This window comes from Rhizobium johnstonii 3841, assembly GCF_000009265.1.
In the GTDB taxonomy this organism is placed as follows: Bacteria; Pseudomonadota; Alphaproteobacteria; order Rhizobiales; family Rhizobiaceae; genus Rhizobium; species Rhizobium acaciae.
The window spans coordinates 2,383,411-2,400,061 of sequence record NC_008380.1 but is presented as its reverse complement, the minus strand read 5'-3'; the positions used below and the strand labels follow the sequence as shown (position 1 = coordinate 2,400,061).

General features: G+C 59.9%; 15 protein-coding genes. 11 read left to right on the top strand and 4 right to left on the bottom strand.

Annotated features, from left to right (window positions below; genetic code table 11):
- Nucleotides 1–37: 37 nt before the first annotated feature.
- Nucleotides 38–1,408, bottom strand: coding sequence for an ATP-binding protein (locus RL_RS11790; protein ID WP_011651861.1), 1,371 nt, complete (start codon nucleotides 1,406–1,408; stop codon nucleotides 38–40).
- Nucleotides 1,405–2,064 carry a response regulator transcription factor gene (locus RL_RS11785; RefSeq protein WP_011651860.1) on the bottom strand — a complete coding sequence of 220 codons (660 nt, stop codon included), beginning with the start codon at nucleotides 2,062–2,064 and terminating at the stop codon, nucleotides 1,405–1,407. Before RL_RS11785 ends, RL_RS11790 begins: the two co-directional genes overlap by 4 nt.
- Nucleotides 2,065–2,204: 140 nt before the next feature.
- Here RL_RS11785 and RL_RS40530 point away from each other — a divergent pair, with 140 nt between their 5' ends.
- The 6 genes from RL_RS40530 to RL_RS11750 all read left to right on the top strand — a co-directional run bounded on the left by RL_RS40530 (nucleotide 2,205) and on the right by RL_RS11750 (nucleotide 7,435).
- Nucleotides 2,205–2,840: a PepSY domain-containing protein gene (locus RL_RS40530; protein ID WP_011651859.1), complete on the top strand. Its 636-nt coding sequence runs from the start codon at nucleotides 2,205–2,207 to the stop codon at nucleotides 2,838–2,840.
- 31 nt (nucleotides 2,841–2,871) lie between these two features.
- A complete protein-coding gene (locus tag RL_RS11770; protein ID WP_028742030.1) occupies nucleotides 2,872–3,342 on the top strand; it encodes a DUF2271 domain-containing protein in 471 nt (156 codons plus the stop codon).
- An 18-nt stretch (nucleotides 3,343–3,360) separates the two neighbouring features.
- Nucleotides 3,361–5,559 carry a PepSY domain-containing protein gene (locus RL_RS11765; RefSeq protein ID WP_011651857.1) on the top strand — a complete coding sequence of 733 codons (2,199 nt, stop codon included), beginning with the start codon at nucleotides 3,361–3,363 and terminating at the stop codon, nucleotides 5,557–5,559.
- Between the two features lies 1 nt (nucleotide 5,560).
- Nucleotides 5,561–6,481 carry an FAD:protein FMN transferase gene (locus RL_RS11760; protein WP_011651856.1) on the top strand — a complete coding sequence of 307 codons (921 nt, stop codon included), beginning with the start codon at nucleotides 5,561–5,563 and terminating at the stop codon, nucleotides 6,479–6,481.
- A 121-nt stretch (nucleotides 6,482–6,602) separates the two neighbouring features.
- A complete protein-coding gene (locus RL_RS11755; protein WP_244432372.1) occupies nucleotides 6,603–6,986 on the top strand; it encodes an EF-hand domain-containing protein in 384 nt (127 codons plus the stop codon).
- Entirely contained in the window at nucleotides 6,983–7,435 is a 453-nt protein-coding gene (locus RL_RS11750; protein ID WP_011651854.1) for a DUF302 domain-containing protein, read from the top strand. Before RL_RS11755 ends, RL_RS11750 begins: the two co-directional genes overlap by 4 nt.
- A gap of 44 nt (nucleotides 7,436–7,479) precedes the next feature.
- Here the strand turns inward: RL_RS11750 and RL_RS11745 are convergent, their stop codons facing one another.
- On the bottom strand, nucleotides 7,480–8,175 hold the full coding sequence (locus RL_RS11745) for a VIT1/CCC1 transporter family protein (RefSeq protein ID WP_011651853.1): 696 nt from the start codon (nucleotides 8,173–8,175) through the stop codon (nucleotides 7,480–7,482).
- Between the two features lie 260 nt (nucleotides 8,176–8,435).
- Between RL_RS11745 and RL_RS11740 the strand changes: the two genes are divergently transcribed.
- On the top strand, nucleotides 8,436–9,323 hold the full coding sequence (locus tag RL_RS11740) for a universal stress protein (RefSeq protein ID WP_011651852.1): 888 nt from the start codon (nucleotides 8,436–8,438) through the stop codon (nucleotides 9,321–9,323).
- Between the two features lie 259 nt (nucleotides 9,324–9,582).
- A complete protein-coding gene (locus RL_RS11735) occupies nucleotides 9,583–9,933 on the top strand; it encodes a TraR/DksA family transcriptional regulator (RefSeq protein WP_041936320.1) in 351 nt (116 codons plus the stop codon).
- Nucleotides 9,934–10,104: 171 nt separating this feature from the next.
- On the opposite strand, the gene RL_RS11730 is transcribed toward RL_RS11735, so the two are convergent.
- Nucleotides 10,105–11,763 carry an arylsulfatase gene (locus RL_RS11730; protein WP_011651850.1) on the bottom strand — a complete coding sequence of 553 codons (1,659 nt, stop codon included), beginning with the start codon at nucleotides 11,761–11,763 and terminating at the stop codon, nucleotides 10,105–10,107.
- A gap of 456 nt (nucleotides 11,764–12,219) precedes the next feature.
- On the opposite strand from RL_RS11730, the gene RL_RS11725 reads away from it, so the two are divergent.
- From RL_RS11725 to RL_RS11715, 3 genes are all read left to right on the top strand, one after another.
- A complete protein-coding gene (locus RL_RS11725) occupies nucleotides 12,220–13,173 on the top strand; it encodes a formylglycine-generating enzyme family protein (protein ID WP_011651849.1) in 954 nt (317 codons plus the stop codon).
- Between the two features lie 295 nt (nucleotides 13,174–13,468).
- Nucleotides 13,469–13,741 (top strand): hypothetical protein, encoded by a 273-nt coding sequence (locus RL_RS11720; protein WP_028742038.1) that lies wholly within the window; start codon nucleotides 13,469–13,471, stop codon nucleotides 13,739–13,741.
- A 454-nt stretch (nucleotides 13,742–14,195) separates the two neighbouring features.
- Nucleotides 14,196–16,622, top strand: coding sequence for an arylsulfatase (locus RL_RS11715; protein WP_028742039.1), 2,427 nt, complete (start codon nucleotides 14,196–14,198; stop codon nucleotides 16,620–16,622).
- The last annotated feature ends 29 nt before the right edge of the window (nucleotides 16,623–16,651 follow it).

The following is a 16,651-nucleotide window of genomic DNA, read 5'->3' as shown; positions in this document are numbered from 1 at the left end:
TATCCCAGTGATATTCGAGACAAGGCCGGAGTTCCTGTCAATGGTTGGCGACAGGCAGCTTGATATCAACCTGAACACCTTCGTTTTTTACGGGTCGCGGAGAGACAATCTGTACATCGGCTCCAATGCGATCGGCGATGGCCGTTACGATAGCGAGCCCGAGGCCCGTTCCACCAATCTTGCCGGCCCCGCGCTCGAACCGCCGCATCAGACGGTCCAAGGCATCGGCCGGCAGGTTCGGGCCGTCATTGGCAACAGTCAACAAGCCGCCGGGTTCCAGTGAAACCTCGACGAAGCCATGCTGCGCACCATGCTTCAAGGCGTTCTCAATCAGGTTACGGCAAAGAATACCGACCGTATCGGGGTCCAGCGTGGAAAGCACCGGTACCTGCGGCAATCTCAGCGCGATGCGCCCCTCTCCTGCCCGGGCAAAATCCTGAAGGACCATCTGCAGGACGGTTCTGAGATCGGAAGGCTCGTCACTTTGTAGACGCCCACCCTCGGCGCGAGCCAGTTGCATCAGTTTTTCCGATATGCGCATCAACCGCTTCAGCGTCGTTTCGATCTCCGTCGCCCGCTGGCTCGTCAGCTTTTCCTTGGTCTCGGAGCGAATGCGTTGCGCCTGCGCGATTGCGCCGGCCACCGGCGTACGAAGCTCGTGCGCGGCATTGGCTGCAAAGGCGCGCTCGGCGTGGAACGCTGCCGTCAGGCGATCCAGAAGCTGGTTGACACCTGCCGAAATCGGGAGAAGCTCGGTCGGCAGGCCACTGTCGGTGACGGGCGACAAATCCTGCGCGCCGCGATTGGCCAGCTCCTGCCTAAGCGCGCGCACCGGCCGTAAGGAGCGGCGCACCGCGAGGTATATCGCGAGCAGGCTGAGAGGGATCACCACGATCAGCGGCAGCACGAGGCCCAACAGCATCTTGCGTGACAATTCCGTGCGATGGTCAAGCGGTTCGGCGACGGCAATCGTCAGGTTCCCATCGAAGCTCGTATCGTAATAGAGCTGGTGCGTTGCGGTTCGTAGAAAGCCGCGCTTCGTGAAGGGTGGGAAGCTCGAAGCATCCGCTCCCTTCGAACCGAGCAGAACCTGCCCGTTTTGGTCACGCACGATGAAGCTTACGTCTTCGCCGTAGCGAGCCTCTCGGTCGATGCGTCCATCACCGTCGTCGTCCTCACCATTGTCGTCGTAATCAGTCGCATCGCGGCCTTGATGGCCTTCGCGCAGGTCGTGCCGGGCAATCGGCAAAATGCGTTGCGCTGTTGCCTTCAGGCCATCATCGAACACCTCTTCCATCTGCCCGCCAAGGCGGTGCGCGGTTACTGCTGCCGCCGCAAGCCATAGCAGCGTCACTGAAAGCCCAAGGGCGAGCGCCAAGCGCGTCTGGATCGAAGCGCCGATCCTCATGGCCGTCCCAGACGATAGCCGAGCCCGCGCTCGGTCTCGATCACATGAGTACCGAGCTTCTTGCGCAACCGGCTCACATGGACCTCGATGGCGTTGCTGTCGATTTCCCTATCGAAGGAATAGAGCCGCTCTTCGAGCTGCGCCTTCGAAAGAAGCTGGCCGGGACGTTGCAGGAAGGCCTCAAACAGGACCCATTCCCGCGCCGTTAGAACAATGGCCTTGCCATTCAGAGTGATGCTTCTGGCGGCGAGATCGATGGCGAGCGGGCCAAGCGTGATGTTGGGATTGGGATTGCCGGCATAACGGCGCGCCACCGACCCGATCCGCGCCGAAAGCTCCGCAAGATCGAAGGGCTTCACCATGTAATCGTCAGCGCCGGCATTCAATCCGGCAATACGGTCAGTGACCTGGTCGAGCGCTGTCAGGATCATGACCGGCGTCACGTCGCCGCGCCCACGCAACCCCTTCAGAAAGGGAATGCCAAGCCCATCGGGCAGCATCAGATCGAGCAGCACCAGATCATAAGCAGCCGCAACGATTGCATCGCCCGCTTGGTCGAGACGGTTCACCCAATCGACGGAATGGCCGTCGGCTGCGATCTGGTCGCGAATGGCCGCGCCCAGCGCCGTATCGTCCTCGATTAGTAGAACCCGCATCGCGTCCCTCCCTCCCTCTCTCTCTTTCGTCTCCTAGTCCACCTGCCAACTTACGGGAAGCTGAAGCAATGTCGCGCGGTTTGTCAGGCGCCGGTCAGCTTGGAACGCAATTGATCAGACCGAAATGAGAGGAAACAAGAATGAAAACCGGCACCTTGCCCATCTTGGCGCTCGCCGTCATGGCCGTGACATCCGCTCAGGCAAGAGACGACTGCGACGTTCCGATCAGCAATTGGAAGACGCATGCGGCGGTTCGCGCCATGGCCGGGCAACGAGGTTGGACGCTGAAGCGCATCAAGATCGATGACGGTTGTTACGAACTCCAGGGCACCGACAAGGACGGCCGTCGCTTCGAAGCGAAAATCGATCCGGTGACGCTTGAAGTCATCCAACTCGATGAACGCCCCGAAGATCGCCGAGCCCCCCCCCACAAAGGTAGCCAACTGAGGTCACTTATGACGTACCGCAAATTTCTTCTGGCCGCTTGCGCCGGCATCGGCTTTCTCGCACCCCTCGGCAGTCTGGCCATGCCGTTCCCCGCACCGGAGAGTGCCGCCGCCGGCGCCGTACCAGCCGGCTATCAAGAGAGCGAGGACGATAATCGCAAGGAGGAGCATCGCCTCCGTCACGACGACGGCCGTTACGCCGCCGATGACTGCGAAGGCGAGGATGACGATGCCTGCAGTCGAGGCGGCGGCGGGCAGCAACAAAACGCCACCCCGCCCAGCAACGGCCTTTTCACGCCTGGTTCCAGGCCGCGGGTCCAGACGAACTGAACCGTCAAGTCAAAGGAGAATATCGATGAGAATGAAATCCCTTATCGCCATGCTTGCAGTCACCACGGCCCTTACCGTTCCCGGCCTTGCCATGGCGCGCGAAGTGACCTTCACCACCAACATGCGCAACTACGGCGGGGATGGTGCCTACCTTGCCTATTACGTCACCGATGCGCAGGGCAAATATGTCGGCAGCCTTTGGATGGCGGGCGGCAAGACCAGGTATTACGAGCATCTCACTGGCTGGTACCGCGCCACCGGTGGCAATGCCGCCGAGATCAACGGCATCACGGGTGCCAGCGTTGGTGCCGGCCGTTCACTCAAGGTCACGGTCGATCTTGCCGATACGCTGTTCGATGCCGGCTATCAGCTTCACATCGACTCCGCCGTGGAAGACATGCGCGACAGCCCAAACGAGATCGTGGTGCCGCTGACATCGACCGGCTCGGGGCAGAAGTTGAAGGGCACGCGCTACATCGCCGCCTTCAGCTATGCGCGTTGAGCGGGAAGGACGCTCGCCATGACGCGCTCGCTTCACCGCTGGTTTGGGCTAATCGGCTCGGTGCTTCTCAGCGTCGTCGCGCTGAGCGGAGCCGCACTGTCGATCTTCCCCGCCGCAGAGGCGCTCACCATGCCTGCCGCGCAGCACATCAGCGTTGCCGAACTCGCCGCGCGAGTCCAGGCGGCAGAACCTACGGTGGAACAGATCAGACGCGCGCCGTCCGGGCGGTTCACCGCCTACTACTACGAAGGCGACCAACCCGCCTCCGCTGTCATCGACCCTGCCACTGGCACGCCGGCCGGCAGCGCCGACACCTCGGATCTGGAGCGCTGGTTGACCAATCTCCATCGCTCGCTTTTCCTCGATGATACTGGACGCTTCATAACTGCGGGCGGTGCAGCGGTTATGCTTGCCCTCGCAATTTCCGGGCTGTTCGTGATGGCACGGCGCGCCGGCGGCTGGCGTTTCGTTCTGAATTCCGTTCGCGGCACCGGCGACGGACGTTTACACGCCGTCGTCTCGCGCCTAGCTCTGCCGGGTCTCTTCCTCTCCTCGCTCACTGCGCTCTGGATGACAGCTGTTGTTTTCGGCCTGCTGCCGGACGGCGCGGTTGCACCTGCCTTCCCGGCCGACGTCAGCGGCAAGACCGGGGTGGCGCTCACGTCCGTCACTCTGCTTCAAGAGACGCCGGTCAATGACCTGCTCTCGCTGAATTTCCCTGCCCCGGGCGACGCAACGGACGTTTTCACACTCAAGATGGCAGCAGGCGAAGCTTACATCGACCAGGGCAACGGTTCGCTGCTGGCCTGGTCGGACGCCGGCTTGGTCGACAGGGTCACGCGCCTCATCACCATGCTGCACACCGGGTACGGCTTGGCCTGGCTCGGGCTCCTCCTCGGGTTCTCTGCGCTTACGGTTCCTGTTCTCGGCTGGACAGGCCTGATTGTCTGGCTCGAAAGGCGCCGCGCCCCAAGAGCAACCTCGGCGGATGCTGGCGAGGCCGATACGATCCTGCTCGTCGGCAGTGAGAGCGGCACGACCCGAGGCTTTGCCAATACGCTGCAGGCCGCTCTTTCCGCGGAGGGTCTTCGCGTCCATGTCGGCCCGATGTCCAATTTCGAACCGGCCCGCTGGCCGAAGGCGCGGCGTGTCATTCTGCTCGCCGCCACCTATGGCGATGGCGCAGCGCCCGCCTCCGCCGTGGGCTTCATCCAACGTTTCGAGCGTACGCCCGCAAAGCCCGGCCTGCCGCTCGCCGTGCTCGGTTTCGGCGATCGCAGCTTCCCGGCCTTCTGCGGTTTCGCCGGCGAGATCGCGGCGATAGCCAAGGACAAGGGCTGGGCCTCCCTCATCCCCTTCGACACGGTAAACCGCCAATCGCCACAGGATTTCGCCCGCTGGGGACGTCTCCTGGCTGAGGCGCTTGGGCTCGATTTCGAGCTGAAGCACCAACAGATCGCCCCAAAGACCTGGAGATTGCCGCTGATATCCCGCCGCGACTATGGCGCAAGCGTACAGGCGACCACGGCCATCCTGCGCTTTGCCCTGCCGAAGGTTTCGCTCTGGCAACGCCTGACGGGCAAGGGCTTCCCGCGGTTCGAGGCCGGAGACCTGATCGGCATCGTGCCACAGGGCTCGGATCTGCCGCGCTTCTACTCCCTTGCTTCCGGTACCAAGGATGGCTTTCTCGAAATCTGCGTGCGCCAGCAAGTGGGAGGACTTTGCTCAAGCCAACTCACCGCATTGAAACCGCGGGATACCGTCGCGGCCTTCGTGCGCCCAAACCCCTCCTTCCGCCCGGCCCGGGGAGGCAAGCCGGTCATTCTCATCGGCGCCGGCGCCGGTATCGGTCCGCTTGCCGGCTTCGCCCGCCGAAACCGGGCACGCCGCCCCATGCATCTCTATTTCGGAACTCGCCATCCCGCCAGCGACGCGCTTTACGCCGAGGAGCTTTCCTACTGGAAAAAGGATGGCCGGCTGACCTCGGTATCGACAGCCTTTTCACGAACTGCAAGCCCGGCCTATGTGCAGGATATTGTGCGTAAGGACGGCGAGCGCATCGGCAAGCTCATTGCCGCAGGCGGTCAGGTTCTCATCTGCGGGAGCCGGGACATGGCGGCGGCCGTTGCCGCCGTCCTTGCCGACATTCTCGCGGCACAGGGCTTCAACCTCGCACTCCTGAAAGCCACTGGCCGCTATGCCGAGGACGTCTACTGACATGACGCGCCATGCGATGAACGGTCCGACCATGGGCACGCGCTGGTCCGCCCTCTTTCACATGCAATCGGGTTTCGATGTCGTCCCCGCCCGCAAGGCGATGGCCGACGCCGTGACTGAAGTCGACAAACAAATGTCCACCTGGAGGCCTGAAAGCGACCTGAACCGCTTGAACGCCGCACGACCCGGCGGATGGGTTGCCCTGCCCGACCGGCTGCTTACCGTGCTGGGAGCGGGTCTTGCCATCGGCCGCACCTCGGGCAGCGCCTTCGATATCGGCATGGGTGATGCCACCACCGCGTGGGGTTTCGGCCCGGCGGACGCAAACGAGGACATGATCAGGACCGCCCGTCTTGCGAAACGCAGCCCGGCCCATGATGTTCTGGAGCTGGACAAGGCCGCCGGACGCGCCCGCAAGCACTCCGAGATGTGCTTCGATCTCAATGGCATCGCGAAGGGTTATGGCGCCGATCAACTGGCTGAGGCTGCGCGCCAGCACGGTATCGACGCCGGCCTCTTCGCCATCGACGGCGAACTGCGAGCGCTCGGCACTCGGCCCGATGGTCGCGGCTGGGCCGTCGCAGTCGAAACGCCAAATCTGGATGTGCGTGCCGTGCACTCCATGCTCGAGTTGGATGATGCCGCCGTCGCGACGTCCGGCGACTATCGACACTGGATCGATGTCGGCGGCCATCGTCTCTCGCACACCATGGAGCCGCGCCTCGGCATGCCGCTCAGGGATCCGCCCGCCTCGGCGACGGTGATCGCCTGCGATTGCATGAGCGCCGACGCCTGGGCGACGGCGATGATGGTTCTCGGCCAAGCACGCGGTCTTGCGGTCGCCGAAAGGCTGGGTCTGTCTGTTCTCTTCCTCAAGCATGATGAGCCTGAAGGGATCGGATGCGGCCTGTTTGCGCGCTGACCGGACCTCGTAACAACCGAGCAAGTGGTTTGATCCAGCGCAATGTTTGAACCCCGTGAGCATCGTATCCTTAAAGGGCGCTCCAACTCGTGGAGGACAATACTCAAAGAGGAGAGTCAGGATGTCCATGTTCAGACTGCCAACGATCACTCTGCTGGCCTTGCTCGGTGCCGTAGGCGCCATGGGCAGCGCCTTCGCCCAGACGAAAAGTCCAGACCCGGCCCAGTCGGAGGCTAAACCCGAGGCCGACGGATGGGAAATGATGCCAGGCATGATGGGTCGCAACATGATGCCATCTGGCATGTACCCAGGAATGCGCATGATGGGGCCAATGCGCGGTCATATGATGAAGATCATGTTCGTCATCGCCGACAGTGATGGGGACGGCGCAATTTCTTTCGAAGAGGTGACCGCAATCCACAAACGCATCTTCGACGCGGTCGACGCGAACAATGACGGTAAAGTCACACCTGAGGAAATGCAGGCTTTTATGCAGGACATGTGATCCAAGGCCCGGCATTTGCCGGCCGTTGCATCGGAGCTACCGCTCACAGGAGACTTCTCATGACCTACACGCTCGATAGAACCCTGTGGGCGACCAGTTTCGAAGATGCGGTCGGCAGGACCAAATCCGCTCTCATCAAGCACGGTTTCGGTGTTCTGACGGAGATCGATGTCAAGGCAACCATGAAAAAGAAGATCGACGCCGACATCGACGACTACCTCATCCTCGGAGCCTGCAATCCTCGCATGGCGTTCGAGGCGATGAAACTGGAACCGAAGGTGGGGGCCATGTTGCCGTGCAATGTCATCCTGCGCGCAGTCGGTGGTGGCAATGTCATGGTGAGCGCCATCGATCCGGTCGCCTCCATGCAGGCGATCGACAACGAAATGCTGACCAGCCTGGCAGGCAGGGTCCGCTCGATGCTTGCGGATGTCGTGACAGACGTTTGATACCCGATTTTGCGAGCGCCGGCCACCGCATCTGACATGCCTGGTCAGATGGCCGTGCCAACCAGCGCACCGATTCCGGCCGTCAGCGCCATCGCGAAGGCGCCCCAGAAGGTGACGCGAGTTGTGGCTCTCAAGACGTTTGCGCCGCCCGCTTTCGCACCGATCGCGCCCAGCAGCGCAAGGAAAGCCAAAGACGCGCTTGCAACGCTATAGACCAGCACCGATGCGGGTGAAAGGACGACCATCAGCAGGGGCAGTGCGGCTCCCACCGCGAAGGTGGCGGCCGACGTCAAGGCTGCCTCAATGGGCCGGGCGCCCATGTGTTCGACGATACCGAGTTCGTCGCGCGAATGCGCGTCGAGAACATTATTGGCGGTCAATTGGACCGCGACCTGCCTGGCCAGATCGTGGGTGAGGCCGCGTTTGACGTAGATTTGCGTCAGCTCATCGAGCTCAGCTTCTGGCTGCGTCTCCAACTCCGTCCGCTCCCGCGCAAGATCGGCTTCCTCGGTATCCGCCTGGGAGCTTACCGATACATATTCGCCGGCCGCCATCGACATTGCGCCCGCGACCAGACCAGCGGCGCCCGCCACCAGGATCTGCGAGGTTCCGGCGGATGCGCTGGCGACGCCCATGATCAAACTCGCCGTTGAGACGATCCCGTCGTTTGCACCGAGTACGGCGGCCCGGAGCCAACCGATGCGGGAGACGAGGTGATTTTCCGAATGCAGTCTGCTCATGGGTGTCTCCTGAATGCGAGATTAGACGAAGAGCGCAACACCGAACGCGAGCAACGCGGCACTCGCGGTCGCACCCCGAATTTTATATCGGTCCTCGACCATCAAGGATTTGACGACGATCAAAAGCTGCCTCTCCGAACCTTCTGCTTTTCCTCGCCTTCTTCGAAGCCGAGACCGAATGAGCGGTGCGCGGCGTTGCCAAAGCCAAAAAAGCGGCCACGCCAACGCAATTGCGTTACATCAATGCCGAGTTGAGACGAATGGAGATAGATGATTGTAATCGTGGCGGTCCACGAGAGATGGAGCAGGACATGACGACGGCACAATATTTTCTCCCGCTGGCAACGTATCCCGATTCAAGTTCCGGATTGATCATTTCGAACGCTGTAGCGTTTGCTGGGCACTACGGTGCACATCTTCACGCGTGCGCGCTAACAGTCGCGATTCCGCACATCCCCAACGCATGGTCGTCTTTGCTGCTCGATACTCCGAAGATGATCGAGCATGCCGAGACTTTGAGCCGCGATCGTGCCGCAACGCTGGTTTCAGCGGCAACGAACCTCGCAGCGAGCGCCGAGGTTGAATTATCTTGTCGAACAGTCAAAACCACCTTGCCCTTGTTGCACGACACGGCAGCCACGGAAGCACGTTTTTTCGATCTGGCTATTCTCGAATGTATCGCGGACGTTCCGGATACCCGTATCGTCGCCGAAGCGGTCATATTCGGATCCGGCCGGCCAGCCATCATCTTTCCTAACAAGACCCTTGTGGGCCTAATCGACCATCTGGTCATCGCCTGGGACGGAAGCCGAGCCGCCGCTCGGGCCGTCAACGATGCAAAGCCATTCATTCACAAGGCCAAGCGGGTCTCGGTCCTATCTCTGACGGGCGAAAAGCCGTTGCCGGAGCCAAGCGGAGCGCACCTTGCTGAGATCCTGGTTTCGAGCGGCATCAATGCAAGCGCAACGGTCGCTCGCTTTGCCTCTTCATCGATCGGTCAGAGCATTCAGCAAACAGCATTGGAACTCGGCGCCGATATGCTGATCATGGGAGGGTTTGGACACTCGAGGTTGCGAGATTTCGTCCTGGGCGGAGCAACCGATGGCGTCTTGGAGAACCCGATGTTGCCCGTTCTCATGTCACATTGACGGAAACTGCCCGCATGGGTCTGTGACCTGCTTCTGCCCGTTTCCGAGTCAGGACCGTCAGCGAAGCCAAGGAAAAATAGTATCCTGCAAGTTGGCTCTTTGGACAAGGAAGCCTGGACACTCGTGGATCGAAGCTACCTTGATTCGGATCAATGCGACGGACGCCCGACACGCCTAGCTTTGTAGCTTCCCGTCAGGGGCGAAATTCCCACCAAAGCAAGGTGTCGGTCGCGAACATAAGGCCGACTGGAGAGCGATCATGCAGAAGCAGTCCTCCTCACAAACGAGGAAACATATCGAAAAGCACAAGGCGATCCTTGGCCAACGCCGGCGCGAGCTAGAAACCCGCCTGCAGGCAATCGAGCATGATTTCGAAGAGCCCCGTAATCCTGATGATGACGATCGCGCTACAGAGCGAAATAACGATGAGGTCCTGGAAGAACTCGGCGAGGCTGGACAAAAGGAGCTCCTCGCCGTGCAAGCGGCGTTGGACCGGATTGAAGCTGGAACTTTTGGCACTTGTGTGAAGTGCAGCAAGCCGATCGGCGAGAGGAGGCTTGACGCCGTCCCCCACACACCTTTCTGTCAGTCTTGCGCTCAGTCGGTTTGAAGCCTGACTTGCAAGGCCACCATGCTTTGCGACCTGAAACCTTCCAAATAGCCTAACTCAACGGCCGTACGTCAACCGCTCCCGTCTCGACAAAAGCTGGTTCAATGCGGCTGGAGGCACAAAAACTCTCCACCCGCATTCACGTGCCGCGCCATGCGACGTGCACGTGGCTTACTGTGCGTGTTGCTTGCGCATGGCCTCGGCGATTTGTGCCTTGACTGCGTCTATTCCGAAGCTCGCGCCTTTCTGCATCGGCGGAAATTCAATGGCGGTCTTCGCCAGCTCTTCAACTTTTTGCTGAACCAGGACGAAACGCCAGAACTCGAACTTGTACCATTCAAAGTATTCTTGTGAACCAACGTTACCCTTGAAAAAGGCCGTACGCTCAAATGGATCAAGGCGCAGGTTTATCACGGTCGGCACGTCCAATTTCACCGTGTTGCCTATCCAGCCGTCCGGCTGTTCCATGAACGTGTATTTATAGTCATCAATCCGGGCCGCACCGAGCACGCTTTCGGCGAAATACCAGATTTCATGACGGTTCGACGGGCCAGTTCCAGTGATCATGCTGGTTTGATCATAGCCGTCGAGGTGAACCTTGTAGGTCTGGCCATTGAGTTCCTTCCCCGCTTTCAGTTCGACTGCGATATTGGTGCTACCAGCGGCGGCCGCAAGCGTGGGGAACCAGTCGAGGCCGGACATCAGCCCATTGCAAATCGAACCGGGAGGAACGTGCCCCGGCCAGCGGACCATGGCGGGGGCGCGGAAGCCGCCTTCGTATGTCGTGCCTTTTCCGCCGAAGAATGGTGTCTGACCGCCATCCGGCCAGGTGAAGTTCTCGGTGCCATTGTCAGTCGTGAACACGATGATCGTATTCTCATCCTCGCCCATGTCTCTGAGCTTCTGCATGGTATCGCCAACAATGTCGTCAAGCTGCGCCATGCCTGCTTCATGGATGGTCCAGCCGTTCTCGGAATTGCGCATCTTCTCGTACTTTTCCGATAGATGAGTCACGATGTGCATCCGTGTCGGGTTGAGCCAAAGGAAGAACGGCTTGCCATCGGCCTTGGCCCTGTCGATAAACTTGAAGGAAAGATCCCGGATCTCGTCGTCGACCGTCTTCATCCTTTCCGGATAGAGCGTGCCAGCATCTTCAATCTTCTGTTTGCCGACCTTGCCCCATCGCGGCATTTCCGTCGGGTCATCGGTTTCCGTGGCCCAGGAATGGACCATATTGCGCGGCCCCACTACGTTCAGCAGTTCCTGCGGATAGCCGGGATGGGCGGGGTCTTCCATCGCATCGAGATGATAAAGGTAGCCGAAGAACTCATCGAAGCCATGAACCGTTGGCAAAAACTCGTTGAGATCGCCAAGATGGTTCTTGCCGAACTGCCCCGTGGCGTAGCCCAGGGACCTCAGCACGGTGGCAATGGTTGGCGCCGCAGCAGGAAGGCCGATGGGCGAGCCTGCCTGGCCAACCGTGGTCATGCCAGTTCGAACCGGAAGCTCGCCGGTGATGAAGTTCGCCCGCCCTGCCGTGCAGCTCGCTTCGGCATAGTAGTCGGTAAAGAGCATCCCCTCTGCCGCAAGCCTGTCGAGATGTGGAGTACGACCGGCCATCATGCCGCGATTGTAGGCGCCGATATTCCAGATGCCGACGTCATCGGCCATGATAACCACTATATTGGGTCTTTTGCCCGTGGCCTGAGCCATGGCATTCCGGCTCATGGTGGTGCTCGCAGCCGCGCCAATCGCCGACATGGCGAGCAAAGATCCGCCGGTTAGCAGGATATCCCGCCTCGTTGGAGTCGCGTTTTCTGTCATGCCCATTTCTCCCTCTTTTGGTCAGGCGAAGCAAAGCTCAACACTGCAAGGGCTGTTGGATACAGTGCGATGAGGTTCTCGAATGCTCTGTTGAGATAGCCGTGTGAAAGTGCACGCCGCGTTGACAACAACAAGGCCCGTCGGCTTGCTGGACGCGTATATAAATCGCAGCAAATATAAGGAGAGCAAGTATCTTACCGTAACCTACGGGCTAAACCGCCGATAGGCAGGAACCAATGTCCGGGAGAAAGCCGCCCAGAAATACCGGTAGCGTGAAAAGCGAGATCCGTGCTGACGCGATATCATCTCCGCGACTTCTATTTCGCTCGATAGAATTCGGCGGGGTCGCGTATTTTACTGTAACCTACTTCAAGAACGCCGCTGTGAGGGATAGTTATCTTGATCGAAGATCGGGGACACGCACCGTTATATGAACGGCGATAAGCTGCGAGGGTGACGCACATGATACCTGACCGGCGCGCGGTGGACGACGCGGGATTTCAGGGTCTGGTCTGGGTGGCCGGCCGTACCTTCACCATGGGATCGAACGAGCATTATGTGGAGGAGGCCCCCGCCCATCCGGTGACGGTCGACGGCTTCTGGATCGACGCCACCCCTGTCACCAACCGGCAGTTCGCTTCATTCGTCAAAGCCACCGGACATGTAACCGTCGCCGAAAGGGCTCCCCGCGTCGAGGACTATCCCGGAGCGCTTCCCAAAATGCTGCGAGCCGGATCTCTGGTGTTCACGCCGCCGAAAGCCGTCGTCGGCCCCGACATTACCCAATGGTGGTCGTTCAAGTTCGGCGCGGACTGGCGACACCCTTACGGCGGTCGCACCGATATCCGCGGCAAACTCGATCATCCGGTCGTTCATATCGCCTATAGCGACGCCAAGGCCTATGCGGCCTGGGCGGGAAAAGATCTGCCGACCGAGGCAGAGTGGGAACTGGCGGCGCGCGGCGGCCTTGACGATGCGGAATTTGCCTGGGGCGACGGGTTGAACCCGGAAGGAATGCTCATGGCCAACACCTGGCAGGGTATCTTCCCTACGCTGAGCACAAAGCCAGCCGGTGCGGACAGAACGTCCCCGGTCGGATACTTTCCATCAAACGGCTACGGCATCTACGACATGATCGGCAATGTCTGGGAATGGACCTCTGATTTCTGGTCGACACGCCATCCCGAGCCTGCCAGCCATGCATGCTGTATCCCCAGCAATCCCCGCGGAGGCGACGCCGACGCCAGCTACGATCCGCAGTTGCCTGACATCAGGATCCCGCGGCGCGTGCTCAAGGGCGGATCCCACCTTTGCGCGCCGAATTACTGCAGGCGCTATCGTCCCGCCGCCCGACATGCCGAGCCTGAGGACACGTCCACAAGCCATGTCGGCTTCAGATGTGTCAAGCGCGCCTGAGGCACAGTCATGGCCACATGTCGCGTCGGCGGAATAAGCCACCGATTGTGACAAGACGTTTCATGACGTGCCCTCGTGGTCCGCAGGTCATGGGCGTACTCCCGTCGATTGCGGTTAGCGACGGCAGCGCGAAACTGGAGTTGATTCCTGTGGACATGCTTTGAACGGCGGATTCCCATTTCGTTCCCGTTCCTTACTGTAAACTACGTTGCTTCCGCCCTATTCTGGATCATCATGCACCACTTATAGTGCGATGGGCCGCCGGACTTGCAGAGGCCGGCTGGAGGTAGGTTGGATGGATTACGACACACGGTTCGCCAAGCGCATCTTTCCAGCCCGCGCCAAAACCATCGATTCACTGGCCGCCCGTGACGACAATTTCCGCGAACTCTGTGCCGACTTTTCCATTGCAGATGAACTGAGGAGAAAATGGGAAACATCCTCCGCCGCAGAGCGAAATGAGCGCCATGCGGAATGCCTCGAACTCGTGGAGACGCTGCGCAACGAGATCGAAGCCGCTCTGGAAAGTGCCAGTATGATCGTGATCAAGCTTCTCCCTCGCCGTTGAGGACCAGACTCCGGCGCCAAAGACGGTCACTTCTGATCGGTCAGATAGATCGTTTTCCAGTCATCCTTCATGTCGACAACGTCCGGCGACCGATGAAAGTCTGGATGGCAATCGGTTTGGCATCCTTGTCACCATAGAAAAACAGTTCGAGCTGCTCACGAGCGCGGGCTTTCGGTCGCACAGACCGCCCATCCGCAACAATATTCGCTCGAAGAGAGGTTTGCTCGTATCATACGGTAGTATCTGTCAATCCGGCGCAGCGGCAGCGGGACGATCACTCGTTCGGCCGTCGGTCGGAAATCAGGTTCGCAACGCGGTCTCGAATGTGACTGTCGGTGCGAACGCGGATCAACAGTGCATACTGTATGTTACTGGCGCGCTCGCGGTACTCGTCCTACCCTCCCCCAATAAAACGGTCCACATCACGCGGGATCGATTGCCGGGGGGAATCGAGATGAAAAGCAGCATCCTGACTTTGGCTGCCCTATTAGGCGGCACTGCGCTTACATTTTTTTCCATTGACGGGACGAGTGCGTCAGCTCAAGTCATCAATGGAACACCCGGCACGCCCAGTGCAACGATCACAATCGACGGCCGACAGATCCCGCCACCGCCAGGGCAGTTTGGCGGCACGACAAATCTCGACGCGCTTCAGTCGACGCCATATTGGCAGCCGCAAGTTGTGCCGCCCAAGGGTGCGCCAAACGTCTTGCTGATCTTGACCGATGATGTCGGATTTGCGGCCCCAAGCACGTTCGGCGGCGTCATTCCGACGCCAACGCTCGACCGGATTGCCAACATAGGCCTGCGCTACACGAACTTCCATACGACATCGCTGTGTTCCCCCACACGCGCCGCTCTGATCACGGGTCGTAATCATCATTCAGTGGGGTTCGGTGTGATCAGCGAGGCGTCGACCGGCTATCCGGGCTACGACAGTGTCATTACCACGGATAACGACACGATCGGCACGATCCTCAAGGCCAATGGTTATGCAACGTCGTGGTTCGGCAAGAATCACAACACACCATCTTTCCAAACCAGCCAGGCGGGTCCCTTCGATCAATGGCCCATCGGAATGGGATTTGAGTATTTCTATGGCTTTGTCAGCGGCGAGACCAACCAGTGGCAACCGGACCTCTACCGCAATACCACGCGTGTCTATCCCTATCTGAACAACCCAACCTACAACCTGACGACGGACATGGCGGACGACGCCATCAACTATCTCAACCAACTCAATCAGCTCGACCCCAAGAAGCCATTCTTCCTCTACTATGCCCCGGGCGGCACCCATGCGCCTCATCACCCGACCCCCGAGTGGATCAAAAAGATCAGCGACTTGCATCTGTTCGACAAGGGATGGAATGCGCTGCGCGACCAAATCTTCGCCAATCAGAAGAGGCTTGGAGTTGTCCCTCAGGATGCGCAACTTACGCCCTGGCCGGATAAGCTTATCAAGCCGTGGGACGTCCTTTCGGCTGACGAGAAGAAGCTTTTCATCCGCCAGGCCGACGTTTACGGAGCCTACCTCGCCTATACCGACAATGAAATCGGCCGGGTCGTCAAAGCGGTCGAGGACATGGGCAAGCTCGATGACACGCTGATTATCTTTATCAGTGGCGACAATGGCGCGAGTGCGGAAGGCTCCCCGGCCGGAACGCCAAACGAGATGACTTTCTTCAACGGCGTCGACGTGCCCGTCCAGGACCAGCTCAAATTCTACGACGCCTGGGGGTCGGCGGCGACCTATCCGCACTATGCAGTCGGCTGGGCCTGGGCTTTCGATACGCCCTTCAAGTGGACCAAGCAGGTCGCTTCCTATTTTGGGGGCATCCGCAACGGCATGGCCATCGCATGGCCGAGCCACATCAAAGATCCGGGTGGGGTGCGCAACCAGTTCCACCATGTCATCGACATCGTCCCAACGATCTTGGAATTGACGGGCATCCGCGCCCCTGAGACGGTCAATGGGATTACCCAAACGCCGATCGAAGGCGTGAGCTTAGCCGACACATTCGACAAGGCAAACGCCGGTGCGCCATCGAAACATTCGACCCAATATTTCGAGATGTTCGGCAATCGCGCGATCTATCACGATGGGTGGATCGCCTCCACATTGCCCTATCGGGAACCTTGGAACGGAACGGCTCCGATCCCGAAAGACATTGTCAACGGCGTGACCTGGGAGTTGTTCGACCTGTCCAAGGACTGGACGCAAAACAATGATCTGGCGGCCGCCAATCCCGACAAGCTGAAGGAGTTGCAGGATTTATTCTGGATCGAGGCCGCGAAGTACCAGGTTCTGCCGCTGGACGCCTCGGCCTTGACGCGCTTCATTCTCCCGCGACCGAGCATCGTCGCCGGACGCAATGACTTTATCTATACGAAACCCATCGTCGGCGTGCCCCTTGGGACGGCACCGAGCATCCTCAACAAGTCCTTCACGATCACGGCCGATATCGATGTGCCCGCGGGCGGCGGCAACGGCATGCTTGTGACCGCGGGCGGGCGCTTCGGGGGATGGGGCTTCTACCTGCTCAAAGGGAAGCCAATCTTTGTCTATGACCTATTGGACCTCGCCCGGCCAAGGGTGGAGGGCGCAGCGGCATTGACGCCTGGAAAGCACAATCTCGTCTTCTCCTTCAAGTCCGATGGGCCTGGCCTGGGCAAAGGTGGCAAGGGGACAATCACGATCGACGGCGTCGAGGCGGCAAGCGGAACCTTCCCAAACACCATTCCCTTTGCTCTCGAAGCAAGTGAAACCTTTGATATCGGTTCCGATACGGGAACCGGTGTCGACGATAACGACTACCAGGCACCGTTCGCCTTCGACGGCAAGCTGAGCAGCTTGAAGATAGAACTTCAGCCGCAACCTTGATGCAAGAGGTCCTGCGCAGAGCGGCCCGT

Coding starts and splice junctions, on each gene's coding strand:
- RL_RS11790 (WP_011651861.1), bottom strand. CDS start 1,408: ATGAGGATCGGCGCTTCGATCCAGACGCGCTTGGCGCTCGCCCTTGGG.
- RL_RS11785 (WP_011651860.1), bottom strand. CDS start 2,064: ATGCGGGTTCTACTAATCGAGGACGATACGGCGCTGGGCGCGGCCATT.
- RL_RS40530 (WP_011651859.1), top strand. CDS start 2,205: ATGAAAACCGGCACCTTGCCCATCTTGGCGCTCGCCGTCATGGCCGTG.
- RL_RS11770 (WP_028742030.1), top strand. CDS start 2,872: ATGAAATCCCTTATCGCCATGCTTGCAGTCACCACGGCCCTTACCGTT.
- RL_RS11765 (WP_011651857.1), top strand. CDS start 3,361: ATGACGCGCTCGCTTCACCGCTGGTTTGGGCTAATCGGCTCGGTGCTT.
- RL_RS11760 (WP_011651856.1), top strand. CDS start 5,561: ATGACGCGCCATGCGATGAACGGTCCGACCATGGGCACGCGCTGGTCC.
- RL_RS11755 (WP_244432372.1), top strand. CDS start 6,603: ATGTCCATGTTCAGACTGCCAACGATCACTCTGCTGGCCTTGCTCGGT.
- RL_RS11745 (WP_011651853.1), bottom strand. CDS start 8,175: ATGAGCAGACTGCATTCGGAAAATCACCTCGTCTCCCGCATCGGTTGG.
- RL_RS11740 (WP_011651852.1), top strand. CDS start 8,436: ATGGAGATAGATGATTGTAATCGTGGCGGTCCACGAGAGATGGAGCAG.
- RL_RS11735 (WP_041936320.1), top strand. CDS start 9,583: ATGCAGAAGCAGTCCTCCTCACAAACGAGGAAACATATCGAAAAGCAC.
- RL_RS11730 (WP_011651850.1), bottom strand. CDS start 11,763: ATGGGCATGACAGAAAACGCGACTCCAACGAGGCGGGATATCCTGCTA.
- RL_RS11725 (WP_011651849.1), top strand. CDS start 12,220: ATGATACCTGACCGGCGCGCGGTGGACGACGCGGGATTTCAGGGTCTG.
- RL_RS11720 (WP_028742038.1), top strand. CDS start 13,469: ATGGATTACGACACACGGTTCGCCAAGCGCATCTTTCCAGCCCGCGCC.
- RL_RS11715 (WP_028742039.1), top strand. CDS start 14,196: ATGAAAAGCAGCATCCTGACTTTGGCTGCCCTATTAGGCGGCACTGCG.